Origin of the sequence: Brevundimonas fontaquae, from assembly GCF_017086445.1 — a bacterium.
GTDB classification, from domain to species: Bacteria; Pseudomonadota; Alphaproteobacteria; order Caulobacterales; family Caulobacteraceae; genus Brevundimonas; species Brevundimonas fontaquae.
On sequence record NZ_CP070968.1, the window covers coordinates 2,413,029 to 2,430,017 of the forward strand.

Annotated in this window: 15 protein-coding genes; 6 read left to right on the plus strand and 9 right to left on the minus strand. The window is 65.8% G+C overall.

Going from position 1 to position 16,989, the window contains the following annotated elements; translation table 11 throughout:
• Window positions 1–260 precede the first annotated feature (260 nt).
• From gmk to fabD, 7 genes are all read right to left on the minus strand, one after another.
• Entirely contained in the window at window positions 261–902 is a 642-nt protein-coding gene (gmk, locus tag JX001_RS11800) for a guanylate kinase (protein WP_205681161.1), read from the minus strand.
• Window positions 892–1,776 carry a YicC/YloC family endoribonuclease gene (locus JX001_RS11805; protein ID WP_205681162.1) on the minus strand — a complete coding sequence of 295 codons (885 nt, stop codon included), beginning with the start codon at window positions 1,774–1,776 and terminating at the stop codon, window positions 892–894. Before JX001_RS11805 ends, gmk begins: the two co-directional genes overlap by 11 nt.
• Window positions 1,773–2,933: an endolytic transglycosylase MltG gene (gene mltG / locus JX001_RS11810; protein WP_205681163.1), complete on the minus strand. Its 1,161-nt coding sequence runs from the start codon at window positions 2,931–2,933 to the stop codon at window positions 1,773–1,775. The genes JX001_RS11805 and mltG overlap by 4 nt, the downstream gene beginning before the upstream one ends.
• A gap of 1 nt (window position 2,934) precedes the next feature.
• Window positions 2,935–4,206 (minus strand): beta-ketoacyl-ACP synthase II, encoded by a 1,272-nt coding sequence (gene fabF / locus JX001_RS11815; RefSeq protein WP_055755180.1) that lies wholly within the window; start codon window positions 4,204–4,206, stop codon window positions 2,935–2,937.
• Between the two features lie 151 nt (window positions 4,207–4,357).
• Window positions 4,358–4,597 (minus strand): acyl carrier protein, encoded by a 240-nt coding sequence (locus tag JX001_RS11820; protein ID WP_008264317.1) that lies wholly within the window; start codon window positions 4,595–4,597, stop codon window positions 4,358–4,360.
• A 179-nt stretch (window positions 4,598–4,776) separates the two neighbouring features.
• Window positions 4,777–5,517 carry a 3-oxoacyl-[acyl-carrier-protein] reductase gene (gene fabG / locus JX001_RS11825; protein WP_055808649.1) on the minus strand — a complete coding sequence of 247 codons (741 nt, stop codon included), beginning with the start codon at window positions 5,515–5,517 and terminating at the stop codon, window positions 4,777–4,779.
• 144 nt (window positions 5,518–5,661) lie between these two features.
• A complete protein-coding gene (gene fabD / locus JX001_RS11830; RefSeq protein WP_205681164.1) occupies window positions 5,662–6,606 on the minus strand; it encodes an ACP S-malonyltransferase in 945 nt (314 codons plus the stop codon).
• A gap of 837 nt (window positions 6,607–7,443) precedes the next feature.
• On the opposite strand from fabD, the gene ettA reads away from it, so the two are divergent.
• Window positions 7,444–9,111, plus strand: coding sequence for an energy-dependent translational throttle protein EttA (gene ettA, locus JX001_RS11835; protein WP_055755177.1), 1,668 nt, complete (start codon window positions 7,444–7,446; stop codon window positions 9,109–9,111).
• Between the two features lie 29 nt (window positions 9,112–9,140).
• The gene (locus tag JX001_RS11840; protein WP_205681165.1) at window positions 9,141–10,067 is read left to right on the plus strand and encodes a 2-hydroxyacid dehydrogenase; all 927 of its coding nucleotides are present in this window, start codon (window positions 9,141–9,143) and stop codon (window positions 10,065–10,067) included.
• Between the two features lie 2 nt (window positions 10,068–10,069).
• Here the strand turns inward: JX001_RS11840 and JX001_RS11845 are convergent, their stop codons facing one another.
• Complete coding sequence (locus tag JX001_RS11845; RefSeq protein ID WP_205681166.1) at window positions 10,070–10,474, minus strand: EF-hand domain-containing protein; 405 nt, start codon at window positions 10,472–10,474, stop codon at window positions 10,070–10,072.
• A gap of 119 nt (window positions 10,475–10,593) precedes the next feature.
• Between JX001_RS11845 and JX001_RS11850 the strand changes: the two genes are divergently transcribed.
• Genes JX001_RS11850 through metH form a run of 4 tightly spaced genes read left to right on the plus strand, consistent with a single transcriptional unit; the run spans window position 10,594 to window position 16,255 of the window.
• Window positions 10,594–11,553 carry an ArsR/SmtB family transcription factor gene (locus tag JX001_RS11850; RefSeq protein WP_205681167.1) on the plus strand — a complete coding sequence of 320 codons (960 nt, stop codon included), beginning with the start codon at window positions 10,594–10,596 and terminating at the stop codon, window positions 11,551–11,553.
• Window positions 11,553–12,509 (plus strand): methylenetetrahydrofolate reductase [NAD(P)H], encoded by a 957-nt coding sequence (gene metF, locus JX001_RS11855; RefSeq protein WP_153924356.1) that lies wholly within the window; start codon window positions 11,553–11,555, stop codon window positions 12,507–12,509. The genes JX001_RS11850 and metF overlap by 1 nt, the downstream gene beginning before the upstream one ends.
• On the plus strand, window positions 12,506–13,588 hold the full coding sequence (locus tag JX001_RS11860; RefSeq protein WP_205681168.1) for a homocysteine S-methyltransferase family protein: 1,083 nt from the start codon (window positions 12,506–12,508) through the stop codon (window positions 13,586–13,588). Before metF ends, JX001_RS11860 begins: the two co-directional genes overlap by 4 nt.
• Window positions 13,589–16,255, plus strand: a complete 2,667-nt coding sequence (gene metH, locus JX001_RS11865; RefSeq protein WP_205681169.1) for a methionine synthase — start codon at window positions 13,589–13,591, stop codon at window positions 16,253–16,255.
• Window positions 16,256–16,300: 45 nt separating this feature from the next.
• On the opposite strand, the gene JX001_RS11870 is transcribed toward metH, so the two are convergent.
• Complete coding sequence (locus JX001_RS11870) at window positions 16,301–16,768, minus strand: hypothetical protein (RefSeq protein WP_205681170.1); 468 nt, start codon at window positions 16,766–16,768, stop codon at window positions 16,301–16,303.
• Window positions 16,769–16,989: the final 221 nt, after the last annotated feature.

Sequence of the window (16,989 nt, forward strand, 5' to 3'; positions counted from 1 at the left end):
ACCTGCTTGACCCTCTCCTTGGCGCTGCTGGCCAAAAGTGGCGCGATCGAATGAAGAAAACCCATGACACCCCCGTTCACCACCTGACGTTAGGTCAAGAGGAAGAACAGGACGTAAACCTGAGCAGTGGGTAGCTACGGAATAGTCCCTATCGCTGTGTTTACCGTCCGAAATCTCCTTCCCGGCAAAACAGCATCAGTAGCGTAGCGTTGAGTACCCACAGCGCTGCAGGTCCCCATGGCCTGTGGCGCTGTTTCTATTCAGACGGCTTCGTTCAGCAGGGCGGCCTTGTAGTCGCCGACCCACAGGTTCCTGAACCGGCGCGAACGCTCGGCGTGATAGATGTGGGCCAGTTCGGCGTAGGAACGGTCGAAGTCCTCGTTCACCAGCACATAGTCGAAGGCGTCGCAGTGTTCGATCTCGCCCTTGGCGTTGGCGACGCGGCGTTCGATCACGTCGTCGGCGTCCTGTGAGCGGGTGACGAGACGGCGACGCAACTCTTCCAGGCTGGGCGGCAGGATGAAGACGCGCACGGCGTCCTCGGGGCATTTCTCAGCCACGTCGCGCGCGCCCTGCCAGTCGATGTCGAACAGCACGTCGCGCCCCTCGGCCAGCGCCTTGTCGACCGGCGCGCGCGGGCTGCCGTAGCGATTGCCGTGGACGTCCGCCCATTCCAGGAAGGCGTCCTCGTCGATCAGGCGCTGAAACTCGTCATGGCCGACGAAGTTGTAGTCGCGCCCATCCACCTCGCCCGGCCGAATGCCGCGCGTGGTCATGGAGACCGACAGCTCCAGACCGCCGTGATCGGCCATCAACCGCCGACACAGCGAGGTCTTTCCGGCGCCCGACGGGCTGGCGACGATCAGGAGGACGCCCCGACGGGGGCTGCGTTCATTCGACATTCTGGACCTGCTCACGCAACTGTTCGATGACGGCCTTGAGCTCCAGGCCGATTCCGGTGAGCGCGGTCGTAGCGGATTTCGAGCACAGCGTGTTGGCCTCACGCATGAATTCTTGCATCAGGAAGTCGAGTTTCCTGCCGGCGGGCGCCGAGGCCACAAGCTGGCGCGCCGAGGCGACGTGGGCGGTCAGCCGATCCAACTCCTCGCGCACATCCGCCTTGGTCGCAAGGGCGGCCGCTTCCAGGAAGATCCGGTCCTCAAGCCCCGGCGCATCGGGCGCCAGTTCGGAGATTCGACGGGTGAAGCGATCGCGAATAGCCTCAACCTGTGCGGCCGCCTCACCTTCCGCTTGGGCGACCAGCGCCTCGATCCGAGCGATGAATTCGTCCAGCACTGGCGTCAGTTGCGCGCCCTCGTTCTGCCGTGACGCCTTCAGCGCATTCAGCGCCTCTTCGACCGTGCGGGTCATGGCCGCCTCGACAGCCGCCCGCGCCTCGGGATCGTCCGCCTCTTCGGGCGCCTCGATCACCCCGCGCAGGGCCAGCAGGCCGTCAGCCGACGGCGGCGTTGCGCCATCCTCGGCCAGTTCATTGGCCAAGGTCAGATAGCGCGCAAGAACGGCGGCGTTGATCGTGACCGCCGCCTCACCGGCTTCGGCGCGCTTGGCTTGGACGCCGATGGTCACCTGGCCCCGCGCGAACCGCGCCTGACCGGCCGCCTTGGCCGCGCGCTCCAGCCCGTCGAAACCGTTTGGCCCACGGAATCGGACCTCCAGATTGCGCCCGTTGACCGAGCGCGCCTCGACCGACCAGGTCCAGCCTTCGCCGGCCCCGTCGGCCCGGCCGAAGCCGGTCATGCCAGAAAGCGTGCTCATCGGGGCCCCTGCGTCGCGCCGGCCGGAAGGGTGATCGTCGCCTGACCATTCTCGATCGACGCGGCGGCCGGCTCGGTCGTCATCGGCGCCGCACTGGTTCCCGGCGTTGCGGGCGGCGTGGCCTCCGGCGGCAAGCCCGCCTTCTGGCGCTCGATCTGACGCCACCGCGCGACGTTTTGCAGATGCTCGTCATAGGTCAGGGCGAAGGCGTGTCCGCCGGAGCCATCCGCCACAAAGAACAGGGCCGGATCAGCCGGCGGGTTCAACACGGCGTTGACCGCCTCCTTACCCGGATTGGCGATCGGCGTCGGCGGCAGCCCGTTGATCTGGTAAGTGTTCCACGGCGTCTGCGCCAGCAGCTCCGAGCGCCGGATGCCGCGCCCCAGCGGCCTTCCCTTGGTCACGCCGTAGACGATGGTCGGATCGCTCTCCAGACGCATCCCGGCGCGCAGGCGGTTCGAGAACACCGCCGCCACGCGGGGCCGCTCCGCCGCCAGCGCCGTCTCCTTCTCAACTATGGAGGCCAGGATCACCGCCTCCTCCGGCGTGCGCGCCACGGTCGCCGGCGACCTCTGGCTCCACAGCAGGCGCAGGTTCTCGGTCGCCGCGCGCTGCATCCGGTCGATCACCGACTGGCGCGTGTCGCCGCGCGAAACTTCATAGGTGTCGGGCCAAAGACTGCCTTCCTCGGGCGTCTCGGCGACCGTCCCGGTCAGCACCGCCTCCTTGTTCAGGATGTCCACCGCCTGCAACGACGACCAGCCCTCAGGCAGGGTCACGAAATGGCGCACCACCCGCCCCTCGACTAGCAGGTTCAGCACCCCGGCCAGGGACGTGCCGGACGGCACCTCATATTCGCCGGCTCTCAGCCGCCGATCCGCGCCGGTTAGGGTCGCCGCCGCACGGAACAGGTCCGTCGAACGGATCACACCCGCCGCCTTCATCCGCGCCGCAATGGCGGAGACGCCCGACCCGCTGGGCAGGGTGACGACGGTCGTCTGGCCCTGCCGCGCGGACGGCCCCGGCGCATAATAGACCGCCCAGACGGCGATCAGCGCCACCAGCAGGAACAGGCCGAAGGTCGCAGACGCGGTCAGCAGCGAGACCGTAAAACCCGACCGCCCGCTGGATTTCTCGACCCGCCCGCGCCCGAACATCTCAGTCGACCTTCTTGAAGATCACCGAGGCGTTTGTGCCTCCGAAGCCGAAGCTGTTGGACATGGCCACATCGATCTTCATCGGCTTGGCGGTGTTGGGGACCAGGTCGATGGGCGTCTCCATCTCGGGGTCGTCCAGATTGATCGTCGGCGGCGCGATCTGATCGCGGATGGCCAGCACGCAGAAAGCCGCCTCGATGGCGCCGGCCGCGCCCAGCAGGTGTCCGGTCATCGACTTGGTCGAGGAGACGGTCAGGTTCTGCGCATGATCGCCGACCAGCCCCTCGATCCCCTTCAGCTCGATCCAGTCGGCCATGGTCGAGGTGCCGTGGGCGTTGACGTAGTCCAGGTCCGACGGCTGCAGACCGGCCCGCTTCAGCGCCGCCTTCATGGCCCGCACCCCGCCTTCACCGTCCTCGGACGGGGCGGTGATGTGATAGGCGTCGCCGCTCATGCCGTAGCCCACGACCTCGGCATAGATCTTGGCCCCGCGCGCCTTGGCGTGTTCGTATTCTTCCAGCACCAGGATGCCGGCGCCTTCGCCCATGACGAAGCCCGCATGGCCCCGGTCATAGGGACGCGACGCCTTCTCCGGCGTATCGTTATAGGCGGTGCACAGCGCCTTGCAGGCCAGGAAGCCCGCGATGCCGATCGGCACGACCGAGCTTTCGGCCCCGCCCGCCACCATCACGTCCGCGTCGTCCAACGCGATCATCCGGGCCGCGTCGCCGATGGCGTGGGCCCCGGTGGCGCAGGCGGTCACCGCCGCATGGTTCGGCCCCTTAAGACCGTGACGGATCGAGATCTGGCCGCCGGCGAGGTTGATCAGGGCGCTGGGAATGAAGAAGGGGCTGACGCGACGCACGCCCTGTTCCTTCAGCACGATGGCCGTGTCGGCGATGGGGCCCAGGCCGCCGATGCCGGAGCCGACCATCACGCCGGTGCGCTCTTTGTCCTCGTCCGTTTCGGGCTTCCAGTTGGCGTCGGCCAGGGCCTCATCCGCCGCCGCGATGGCGTACAGGATGAAATCATCGACACGCTTCCTGTCCTTGGCGGACATGATCTTCTCGGGATCGAAGTCGCCCTCGCCGCCGCCGCCGCGTCCATCCACGCTCGGCACTTCGCCGGCGATGGTGCAGCCATAGCCCGTAGTGTCGAACGACGTGATCGGACCGATGCCCGAGCGTCCCTCGACGATGCCCTTCCAGCTCTTCTCGACGCCCCAACCCAGGGGGGTCAGCAGACCGATGCCCGTAACGACGACGCGGCGCATGGTGCGTGCTCCCTTATCTCCAGCCCGACCCTTCGGAATCATCGCGGATTCGCGTGGGTCAGAAACAGTAAAGGCCGCCGGGCGTCTCCGCTAGGAGCGCCGGGCGGCCCTGTGAACCGTCAGCCTGTTCGGCCGATATCGGCGACTGAGATCAGCCGGCCGACTTTTCGTCGATGAACTTGACCGCATCGCCGACCGTCTGGATGTGCTCGGCGGCGTCATCCGGGATCTCGATGTCGAATTCTTCTTCGAAGGCCATCACCAGCTCGACGTTGTCGAGCGAGTCGGCGCCCAGGTCGTCGATGAAGCTGGCCTTTTCGGTGACCTTGTCCGGATCGGCGTCCAGATGGTCGATGACGATCTTGCGAACGCGCTCGAGGGTGTCGGACATGAGTGTCTCTCTGCCTGTTTGAAATCGCCGTAGAGGCGGGGGTAGCTCAGAAATCGCCGTCTCACGGCAGCGATGGCGACGCAAGCCCGAAAGCCCGAACCGCCGACGCATTCAACCCTTTAGCACAGGCTTTCGGGCTGGAAATAGTCTGTTGCGCGACGTGATAACGGCCGCGGCCCTTAAATCATCGCCATGCCGCCGTTCACATGCAGGGTCTGACCCGTCACATAGGCGGCTTCGTCGGACGACAGATAGACGGCGGCGGCGGCGATCTCGTCGCCCGAACCCAGTCGGCCCGCCGGAATCCGGCCCAGAATGGTCTCGCGCTGCTGATCGTTCAGCACGTCGGTCATCGGCGAGGCGATGAAGCCCGGCGCGATGCAGTTAACCGTAATGCCGCGCGAGCCGACCTCCTGCGCCAGCGACTTCGAAAAGCCGATCATCCCGGCCTTGGACGCCGAATAGTTGGTCTGGCCCGGATTGCCGGTCACGCCGACGACGGAGGTGACGCCGATGATTCGCCCCGAACGGCGCTTCATCATCCCCTTCACCGCCGCGCGGGTCAGGCGGAAATAGCTTTCCAGGTTGACGGTCAGGACCGACTGGAAATCCTCATCCTTCATCCGCATCAGCAGGCCGTCTTTGGTGATGCCCGCATTGGCCACCAGGATGTCCAGGGCTGAGCCCGCCGCCGTTTCGGCTGCGTTGACCAGATTGTCGACCGATTCCGGGTCCGACAGGTTCGCCGTGGCGAAATGCGCCCGCTCCCCCAGCTCCTTGGCCAGATCGGCCAGCACGGCCTCGCGTGTGCCCGACAGCACCACCGTCGCGCCCTGGGCGTGCAGCGCCCGCGCCACCGCCCCGCCGATCCCGCCCGTCGCGCCGGTCACCAGCGCGGTCTTGCCTGCAAGATTGAACATCTGTTCCCTCCATTCCTTCCGTCATCCTCGGGCTTGCCCCGAGGATCAGGCGCTGTGCGGCGCCGATGTCGATAATGGCGCTCAGACGCCGAAGTGCGGACCGTCCGATCCTCGGGTCAAGCCCGAGGATGACGACCTGGGGCTTCACACCGATTTCGCGAACGCTTCCAACTCTTCGGGCGTATTCAGCGGCAAGGCCTCGGCGTCCGGCGCGATCCGCTTGGCCATGCCGGTCAGCACCTTGCCCGAGCCGATCTCGACAAAGCGCGTCACGCCGCCTTCGGTCGCCATCCATTCCATGCTCTCGCGCCAACGTACCCGGCCGGTGACCTGTTCGACCAGCAGGCGACGGATGACTTCCGGATCGCTCTCGGGCCGCGCCAGGACGTTGGCGACGACGGGCACGACCGGCGCGACGATCTTCGCCTCGGCCAGGGCGGCGGCCATCTCGTCGGCAGCGGGCTGCATCAGCGGACAGTGGAAGGGCGCCGAGACGTTCAGCGGGATCGCCCGCGCGCCCAGTTCCTTGGCCTTCTCGATCGCCCGATCCACGGCGGCCTTCTCGCCTGAGATGACGATGTTGCCGTTGTTGTTGTCATTGGCGACCACGCAGACGCCGACTTCCGAACCGGCCGCCGCCGCTGCTTCCGCCAGCGCCAGATCGGTCTTGGGCCCGATCAGCGAGGCCATCGCCCCCTGCCCCACCGGCACGGCGCGCTGCATGGCCTGACCGCGCAGCTTCAGCAGCCGCGCCGTGTCCGACAGCGAGATCGCGCCCGCGGCCGCCAGGGCCGAATATTCGCCCAGCGAGTGACCGGCCACATAGGCCGCGCTCGCCACGTCAAAGCCGAACTCGGCCTTCAAGGCCCGGATCGCCGCCACGGACACCGCCATCAATGCAGGCTGGGCGTTCTCGGTCAGGGTCAGTTGATCCTCGGGGCCTTCGCGCATCAGCACCGACAGCTTCTGGCCCAGCGCCTCATCCACCTCGGCGAAGACGTCGCGAGCGGATTGGAAAGCGTCCGCCAACGGCGCGCCCATGCCGACGGCCTGGCTGCCCTGTCCCGGAAACAGAAGTGCGAGGGTCATCGACCGCTCCCTGAATCGTTCATCAAGGCGCGGACCCGTAAGCCGAGACTTACCCGAGGGCAAGCGCCACACACCGTCTCCTCCTCACTTGTGGGGAGGCGACCGACCCCGGGTCTCGCCGAAGGCGAGCCCGAGGACAGGCGGCGCGGTGGAGGGGTTCTTGACGTCCCATAGAGGAGGCGGATGCGCTGAAGAGCCCCTCCGTCTCTCCGCTGCGCTTCGAGCCTCCTCCCCATGACATGGGGAGGAGACGTCGCTCAGCCATCGCAATGCCGCTGGCCCACTCGCAGCGATTTCAACCGCTTGCCGATTTATGTCCCCCGTCTCCCATCCACGGGGTCAAACGACCCCATAATGCAGCGGTCTCGTCGCATGGAGGGCTCGCCTGGCCTGCGACCTTGCGGCGGCGAGAGCGGATGGAACGGGGGCGATGGTGAGATCCCATCGCGGCGCCGGGGCTGATCGGTCGGGGAATCGCCCCGGCGTCCGCAGTCGCGTCGCAGGGTCGAGGGGGATACTCGGCCGAACCGGGGATCGGGGATCGCTGCTCCGACCCGCCCGTCGCAGGCTTATGGGGTTAGGCGATAAGACCGCCACCGCTCGGCGCCCCGAGCTTGCAGGCCAACCACCCGCGCGGAGCGTCATACCCTTCGTCGAAACGGTAACAACACAACAGAACTCCGGGCGAAGGCCCGGCGCTCCGCCCAGCCCTCCAGACCTCGCTGCGACCGCGCGAGGGCGAAGACGCCTGCGCGCCATATTTGCCCTTCGCGCGCAGGATCGCTACATCCGGCGCAACTCCCCATTCAGACGAACCCGAAGGGCGCACCGCACCTCATGGCGCAGCAATATATTTTCCAGATGCAGGGTCTGACCAAGACCTTCCCCGGCGGCCGCAAGATCTTCGAGAACATCTGGCTCAGCTTCTACAACGACGCCAAGATCGGCGTCGTCGGCGTCAACGGCTCGGGTAAGTCCACCCTGCTGAAAATCATGGCCGGCCTGGACAACGAGTTCAACGGCGAGGCCCGCGCCGCCGACGGCATCAAGCGCGGCTATCTGGAACAGGAGCCCCAACTCGATCCGGCCCTGAACGTGCGCCAGAACGTCGAGGCCTGGTGCGAAGAGAAGCAGTGGGTCAACCGCTTCAACGAAGTCGCCGCCGAACTGGGCGAAAACTACACCGACGAACTGATGGAGGAGATGACCTCCCTTCAGGAAAAGATCGACGCCGGCGACGTCTGGGATATCGACAGCCGCATCGACCAGGCCATGGGCGCCCTGCGCTGCCCGCCTGACGACTGGGAAGTCACCAACCTGTCCGGCGGTGAAAAGCGCCGCGTGGCCTTGGCCCGCCTGCTGCTGTCCAAGCCCGACATGCTGCTGCTCGACGAACCGACCAACCACCTGGACGCCGAATCCGTCGCCTGGCTGCAGCACCACCTGGAAAACTTCCCCGGCTGCGTCATCCTGGTGACCCACGACCGCTACTTCCTGGACCTCGTCACCAAGTGGACTCTGGAGCTGGATCGCGGCAAGGGCCACCCGCACGAGGGCAACTATTCCTCGTGGCTGGAAGCCAAGACCAAGCGCGTCGTGCAGGAGCAGTCGGAATCCGAAGCCCGCCAGCGCGCCCTCACCCGCGAACTGGAATGGGTTCGTTCGGGCGCCAAGGCCCGTCAGGCCAAGTCCAAGGCCCGTCTGGCCGCCTACGAGCGGATGGTCGAGGAACAGGAATCGATGCGCGGCGCCCAGACGCACGCCCACATCCAGATCCCGCCTGGCCCGCGCCTCGGCAACGTCGTTCTGGAAGTCGAGGGTCTGCAAAAGACCTATGGCGACAAGACGCTGTTCGACAACCTGACCTTCAAACTGCCGCCCAACGGCATCGTCGGCGTCATCGGCCCGAACGGCGCCGGCAAGTCGACCATGTTCAAGCTGATCACCGGCCAGGAACAGCCTGACGGCGGCACGATCAAGGTCGGTGAAACCGTCAAACTGGCCTATGTCGATCAGTCGCGTGACGACCTGAAGCCGGACGAGACCATCTGGCAAGCCATCTCGGGCGGCACCGACGTGATGATGGTCGGCAAGCGCGAGATCAACACCCGCGCCTATGTCGGCAGCTTCAACTTCAAGGGCGGCGACCAGCAGAAGAAGGTCGGCCAGCTTTCCGGCGGTGAGCGCAACCGCGTCCACCTGGCCAAGACCCTGGCCTCGGGCGGCAATCTGATCCTGCTCGATGAACCAACCAACGACCTGGACATCGAAACCCTTCAGAACCTCGAAGAGGCGCTGGAAGAGTTCGCCGGCTGCGCCGTGGTCATCTCCCACGACCGCTGGTTCCTTGACCGCCTGGCCACCCACATCCTCGCCTTCGAAGGCGACGGCCATGTGGAATGGTTCGAAGGAAACTTCGAAGCCTACGAACAGGACAAGATGCGTCGCCTGGGCGCCGACAGCATCATTCCAAAGCGCATCCAGCACCAGAAGTTCGGCCGCTGATCGCCTGATCTGACAAGAGGAGCCGCTGCATGACCCAACGCCCCGCCGTTCTCATCATGCAGCGGCATCTTGCGCCGCTCTCGGGATTTCTGGAGAGCGCCTACGACGTCTATCGCTTCTGGGAAGGTCCGCCCATCGAGGCCGCCCACGACATCCGCGTCATGGTCGTCGCCGGCGAGGCGCCGCTGGACAAGGCGCTGATCGAACGCCTGCCGAACCTCGACCTGATCGCCTGTTTTACCTCCGGCTATGACGGGATCGACATCGACTGGTGCCGCCAGCGCGGTCTGCCCGTCACCCACGCCCCTGGCGTCAATCACGAGGATGTCGCCGATCACGCCCTCGGCCTGATCCTGGCCGCGCGCCGTCAGATCGCCTCGGGCGACCGTCAGGTCCGCGACGGCGGCTGGACCTTCGAGACGCGCACCATCACGACGTCGCTCGCCGGCCAGAAGCTGGGCATCGTCGGCTTGGGCCACATCGGCAAGGCCGTCGCCGACCGCGCCGAGGCCTTCCGAATGGCGGTCAGTTGGTGGGGGCCGCGGCCGCACGACGCCGAATGGCCACGCGCCGACAGCCTGCTGGCGCTCGCCAAGGCCAGCGACATCCTCGTCGTCGCCTGCAAGGCGGACGAGACCAATCGCGGTCTGATCTCGCCGGACATCATCGAGGCGCTTGGTCCCGACGGACTGCTGGTCAACGTCTCGCGCGGTCAGGTCGTGGACGAGGACGCCCTGATCGCCGTCTTGAAGTCAGGGACATTGGGTCAGGCGGCCCTGGATGTCTTCGTCGAAGAGCCGACAGATCCAGCCCGCTGGGCTGACGTGCCCAATGTCATTCTGACGCCCCACACCGCAGGGGCCACGACCGCCGGGGTGCAGGGCATGCTAATGCTGCTGATCGAAAATCTGCAGGCGCATTTCGCAGGCGAGCCGCTGAAGACGCCCGTCGTCTGACTTCAGCGGGGACGCTGCGGCCGCTCGTCCGCCGTCACCACGCCGTCGCCGTTCTTGTCCATCGCCTTGAAGGCGGCGGCGAGGCCCACGTCGAACTCTTCGCGAGTAATGCGCCCGTCCGCATCGGCGTCGAAGCGCGCCAGCATACGACCGCCGCGTGCATTGGCCAGTTCGCTGGCGTCGACCACGCCGTCTTCATTGGCGTCCAGACGATTGAACATCTGGGTCATGCGGGCCTGCATCTGGGCCAGGTTTTCGCGCTCCGGCGGCCGCATCTGTCCGCCCATAGGCCTTCCCGGCATTTCAGGCCCAGACATTTGAGGAATCGGCGTTTCGGGGAAGTCGCTCTTGGCCAACGCCGGACCGGCGGCGGCGACAGCAAGAGCGGCGATGAACAAGCTACGCATAAGATCACTCCAAGACAGGTCTGCTGGCTTTAACGCGCGCACGAACCATTCCCGTCGACACGTTTCCAAGAAACCGATTTCACTTGCCAAATCATATAAGGATATCTTTATATGAGCATATGAGTTTGTCCGCCGATCAGACTGTTGAAGCCCTTCGCGCCGCCGGCGAACCCACCCGTCTGCGCGTCCTGTCCCTGCTGGCGGGCGAAGAGCTTTCGGTCATGGAAATGTCGCGCATCCTGGACCAGAGCCAACCTCGGGTGTCGCGCCATCTAAAGCTGATGACCGACGCCGGGCTTATCGAACGCTTTCCCGACGGCGCCCGCGTCTATTACCGCCTGTCGCATGACGCCCAGGCGCGCCGGCTGATCGATACGGTGCTGGACATCTTGTCCGAGGACGCCGGCGAGGCCGATCATCGCCGTCTGGATGAGGTCCGCAAGGACCGCGAGGAAGCCGCCGCCAGCTATTTCGAACAGGTCGCGCCCCAGTGGGACCGCCTGCGTTCGCTCTACGTCAGCGAAAGCGCCGTCGAGGCGGCGCTGGAAAAGGCGGTCGGTCCCGGCCCCTTCGAACGGGTCGTCGATCTGGGTACGGGCTCGGGTCGGATGCTGACCCTGTTCGGCAAGAAGGCGAAGATGTCAGTCGGGCTGGACCTCAGCCAGAACATGCTGAACATCGCCCGCACCAACGTCACCAAGGCGGGCGTGGAGCAGGTCGAACTGCGCCACGGCGACATCTTCGCCACCCGCCTGCCCGCCGCCAGCGCCGATCTGGTGATCGTGCATCAGGTGCTGCACTATCTGTCCGATCCGTCCGCCGCCGTCGCCGAGGCCGCCCGCCTGGTCAGTCCGAACGGCCGCCTGGTCATCATCGACTTCGCCCCGCACGACTTCGAACATATGCGCGAGGCGCATCAGCATCGTCGCCTGGGCTTCGCCGACAGCGAGATCAACGGCTGGCTGGTTGACGGCGGCCTGACGCCATCGGCCCCCATCGCCCTGCCCCACGATGCCGAGGGCCTGACCGTGACCATCTGGACGGCGGAACGCCGCGTCCAGGACAGAAAGACCGCCTGATGGCCTCCTCCGCCTCCCTCAATCTGGCCGATGCCCGCGCCCTCTTGCTATCGCCGCTTGGCCCTGTGGCCCGCGCCGGATCGAACCGCGACGCCGTCCGCGTCTCGTTCGAATTCTTTCCGCCCAAGACCGATGAGGCCGAGGCCAATCTTTGGAAGGCGATCCGGCGTCTGGAGCCGCTGAACCCCGCCTTCGTCTCCGTCACCTACGGCGCCGGCGGTTCGACCCGCGAGCGGACCCACCGCACAGTCCAGCGCATCATCACCGAGACTTCCCTACGCCCCGCCGCCCACCTGACCTGCGTCGAGGCCAGCCGTGACGAGGTCGACGAGGTCATCGAAGGCTACAAGGCGATCGGAGTCGATCACATCGTGGCTCTGCGCGGCGATCCGCCCGGTGGTGCCGGGATCGGCGGCGTCTATCAGCCGCGCGCCGACGGCTATGCCAACGCCACCGAACTGACCGCCGCCATCAACCGCATCGGCGGATTTGATGTCACGGTCGGCGCCTATCCCGAACGCCATCCCGAAAGCCCCTCCATCGGTCACGACATCGAAGTGCTGAAGGCCAAGGTCGACGCTGGAGCCACCCGCGCCGTCAGCCAGTTCTTCTTCGACATCGACGCCTTCCTGCGGTTCCGCGACCGGGTGCGGGCGGCGGGCGTCACCATTCCCCTGATCCCAGGCGTCATGCCCGTGTCCAACTTCGCTGGTCTTCAGCGGATGTGCGGCGCGTGCGGCGCCAGCATTCCCGACTGGCTGAAGGCGCATTTCGACGGCCTGGACGACGATCCCGAAACCCGCAAACTGCTGGCCGCCTCGGTCGCCGCCGAGACCTGCGCGCGCCTGCAGGAAGAGGGTTTCTCGGACTTCCACTTCTACACCCTGAACCGCGCCGACCTGGTCTATGCGATCTGTCGCGTTCTGGGCGTACGCGAGACGGCGGCGGCGCAATGAGCCGCGCAGAACGCATCGCCGCCCTGCATCAGGCGGCTAAGGAACGCATCCTGGTCCTCGATGGCAGTTGGGGTGTCATGATCCAGCGTCGCGGGCTGGACGAAGCCGACTTCCGCGCCGACCGCTTCGTCGCCGCCAACGGCTATGACGATAAACACCAGATGAAGGGGAACAACGACATCCTCTGCATCACGCGGCCCGATGTCATCGCCGACCTGCACGACCAGTATTTCGCCGCCGGCGCCGACATCAGCGAAACCAACACCTTCTCCGGCACCACCATCGCCCAGGAGGACTACGCCCTGGACGCCCAGGCGGTGTGGGACATCAATCTGGAAGGCGCCAAACTGGCCCGCGCCGCCGCCGACCATTGGACGGAAAAGGAGCCGCACAAGCCGCGGTTCGCCGCCGGCTCCATCGGCCCGCTGAACAAGATGCTGTCGATGTCGTCCGACGTGAACGACCCCGGCGCCCGCAGCGTGACCTTCGACCAGGTCTATGAGGCCTATCGTCATCAGGTGAAGGCGCTGAACGAGGGCGGGGTCGATCTCTATCTGATCGAAACCATCACCGACACGCTGAACTGCAAGGCTGCGATCAAGGCGATCAAGGACTTGGAAGACGAGGGCATGGACGCCCTGCCCATCTGGATCAGCGGCACCATCACCGATCGTTCTGGCCGCACCCTGTCGGGTCAGACCGCCGAGGCCTTCTGGAATAGCGTGCGCCATGCCAAACCCTTCGCCGTCGGCTTCAACTGCGCCTTGGGCGCCGACCTGATGCGACCCTTCATCGCCGAGCTGAGCCGCGTCGCCGACACCCTGGTCGCCGCCTATCCCAACGCCGGCCTTCCCAACGCCATGGGCCAATACGACGAAGAACCGCACGAGACCGCCCACTTCATCGAGGAATGGGCCGCCTCCGGCCTGGTCAACATCGTCGGCGGCTGTTGCGGCACGACGCCGGATCACATTCGTCACGTCGCCGAAGAGGTCGCGCCGCTGAAGCCGCGCGCCATCCCGGAACGGCCGGTGGCCCTGCGTCTGTCCGGCCTCGAACCTTTTGAATTGGTAGCGTAAGTGCGTCCTGTCTTCATCAACGTCGGCGAACGGACCAACGTCACCGGCTCGGCCAAATTCCGCAAGCTGGTGGTTGAGGGCGACTATTCGGCCGCGCTGGACGTCGCCCGCCAACAGGTCGAGGCCGGCGCCCAGATCATCGACGTCAACATGGATGAAGGGCTGCTGGACGGCGTCGTCGCCATGCGGACCTTTCTGAACCTGATCGCGGCCGAGCCCGACATCGCCCGCGTGCCGGTGATGATCGACAGCTCCAAGTGGGAAGTGATCGAGGCCGGCCTGAAGTGCGTCCAAGGCAAGCCCATCGTCAACTCGATCAGCATGAAGGAGGGCGAACAGGCCTTCCGCGACCATGCGATCAAATGTCTGCGCTACGGCGCCGCCGTCGTGGTCATGGCTTTTGACGAGGTCGGTCAGGCCGACACCGCCGCCCGCAAGATCGAGATCTGCACCCGCGCCTACAACATCCTGGTCAACGAGGTCGGCTTCCCGCCCGAGGACATCATCTTCGATCCCAACATCTTCGCCGTGGCGACAGGGATCGAGGAGCACGACAATTACGCCGTCGACTTTATCGAGGCGACGCGAGAGATCAAACGCACCCTGCCCTACGCCCGCATCTCGGGCGGCGTGTCGAACGTCTCGTTCAGCTTCCGCGGCAACGAGCCGGTGCGCCGGGCCATCCACAGCGTCTTCCTGTACCATGCCATCAACGCGGGCATGGACATGGGCATCGTCAATGCCGGCGACCTGCCGGTCTATGACGATATCGACGCCGAACTGCGCGAGGCGGTCGAGGATGTGATCCTGAACCGGCCGCAGCGAACCAATGTCTCCAATACCGAGCGCTTGGTCGACATGGCGCCCCGCTACAAGGGCGAAAAGGGCCAGGCCCGCGTCGTCGATCTGAAATGGCGCGAACAGCCGGTCGGCAAACGGATCGAACACGCCCTGGTCAACGGCATCACGGAGTTCATCGAGGCCGACACCGAAGAGGCGCGCTTGGCTTCAGAGCGCCCGCTGCACGTGATCGAAGGCCCGCTGATGGATGGGATGAACGTGGTCGGCGACCTGTTCGGCTCGGGCAAGATGTTCCTGCCGCAGGTGGTGAAGTCCGCCCGCGTGATGAAACAGGCCGTCGCCTGGCTGGAGCCCTTTATGGAGGCCGAGAAGGCCGGCAAGCCGCGCGAGCAGGCGGGCCGCATCCTGATGGCCACCGTCAAGGGCGACGTCCACGACATCGGCAAAAACATCGTCGGCGTCGTGCTGCAATGTAACAACTACGAGGTCATCGACCTCGGCGTCATGGTCCCGGCCGACCGCATCCTGGACGAGGCCAAGGCCCACAACGTCGACATCATCGGCCTGTCCGGCCTGATCACGCCGTCGCTGGATGAAATGGTCTTCGTCGGCGCCGAGATGGAGCGGCGCGGCTTCGACATCCCTCTGCTGATCGGGGGCGCCACTACCAGCCGCACCCATACGGCGGTCAAGATCGAGCCCGCCTATCGCCGGGGCTCGACCACCTATGTCGTCGACGCGTCGCGCGCCGTCAGCGTCGTTTCGGGGCTGCTGTCCAAGACCGAGCGCGCGAAGAACGAGGCCGCCACCCGCGACGAATACATCCGCATCCGCGAGCAATACGCCCGCGGCCAAGAAGTAAAGGCCCGAGCGACCCTGGCTCAGGCGCGCGAGAATCGCTTCCGCATCGACCCCGCCCAGGCCATGCCCGGCAAGCCGTCTTTCCTCGGCGTTAAGGCGTTCGACGCCTGGGATCTGCAGGATCTGGCCGACCACATCGACTGGACACCCTTCTTCGCCAGTTGGGAGTTGATCGGCCGCTATCCGCTGATCCTGGACGACGAGATCGTCGGCGAGGCCGCGCGTGACCTGTTCGCCGACGCGCAGGTCATGCTGAAGCGGATCATCGACGAGAAATGGTTCACGGCCAAAGGCGTCGTCGGCTTCTGGCCCGCCCGCGCCGACGGCGACGATGTCATCGTCTTCGCCGATGAAAACCGCGACGCGGAGATCGCCCGCTTCCACACCCTGCGCCAGCAGATCAAGAAGTCGAACGGCAAGCCGAACCTGGCCCTGTCCGACTTCATCGCCGATGAGGGTGACGACTATATCGGCGCCTTCGCCGTCACCGCTGGTCACGGCGAGTTGGAGATCGCCAAACGGTTCAAGGATGTCGGCGACGACTACTCCGCCATCCTCGCCACCGCCCTGGCGGACCGTCTGGCTGAGGCCTTCGCCGAACGGCTGCACAAGGAGGTCCGCACCACACTGTGGGGCTATGCCGCCGACGAAACGGCCGACATCGACGCGCTGATCGCCGAACAATACCAGGGCATCCGCCCTGCCCCGGGCTATCCGGCCCAGCCTGATCACACGGAAAAGGCCACCCTCTTCCGCCTGCTGCAGGCCGAAGACCACGCCGTCATGGCCCTGACCGAGAGCTACGCCATGACGCCGCCGGCCTCGGTGTCGGGCCTCTATTTCGGCCATCCCGGCAGCCACTATTTCGGCGTCGGCAAGATCGATCTGGACCAGGTCGAGGATTACGCCCGCCGCAAGGGTTGGGATGTCGGCACCGCCGAGCGCTGGCTGGCCCCCATCCTCAACTACGATCCCAACGCCCCCAAACGCGAAACGGCGGCTTGAGCAGGGCTCAAGCCGCCGTCTGTCATCGGAAAAACGCCGAACTAATCAGTTGATACCGACGCTCTCCAGCGTGGCGGGCGGCGTGGTGATGTTGTCGCGCAGGCGGCGCGCGGCGTGCTCACAGCGGCCCGGCAGACCGAAGAACAGGCCGAACGACTGGCTGCGCGCCTCGGCATCGGGGTTTGCCATTAACGGCGCCCACTGCGCCTTGACGGCGGCGACGGCCTGCTCAGCCTCGGCCTTCAAAGCCGCCGATTGGCGCGGCGCGGCCGCAGCCAAGGCGCTACGGAAATCCTGGGCTTCGAGACGACCCAGACGCACCAGTTCGACATCCTCCGGCGCGCGCGACGTCAGCGTCTCGCCCAGATCGGCATGGCCCGTCACCAGGGCATCGCACCACGCCACCAGCGGATAGTCCGCACTCGGCGCGCCGCGCGGCAACGGCCGTGCATAGGCGATGGCCTCGCGCGTCTTCAACGCATCGGCCGTCTCGCCCGAGCGATTACCCGTCACGATCGGTCCATCCTGGGCGGTAGCATCCTGGGACGCGACGAGCAGCAACGGCAACGCAACTAAGCCGCTGAGAAGGATCGCAACAAATCTAGCCATAACTACCTGCAAACTTGCCTGAATGTGTGGGTGTGTAGAAGGCAACGCATAGCTTGCAACGTGGCCTTTTATGGGGCGCGCAGAAAAAAGGGCGGCGAACCTGCGTTCGCCGCCCCATTTTTTTC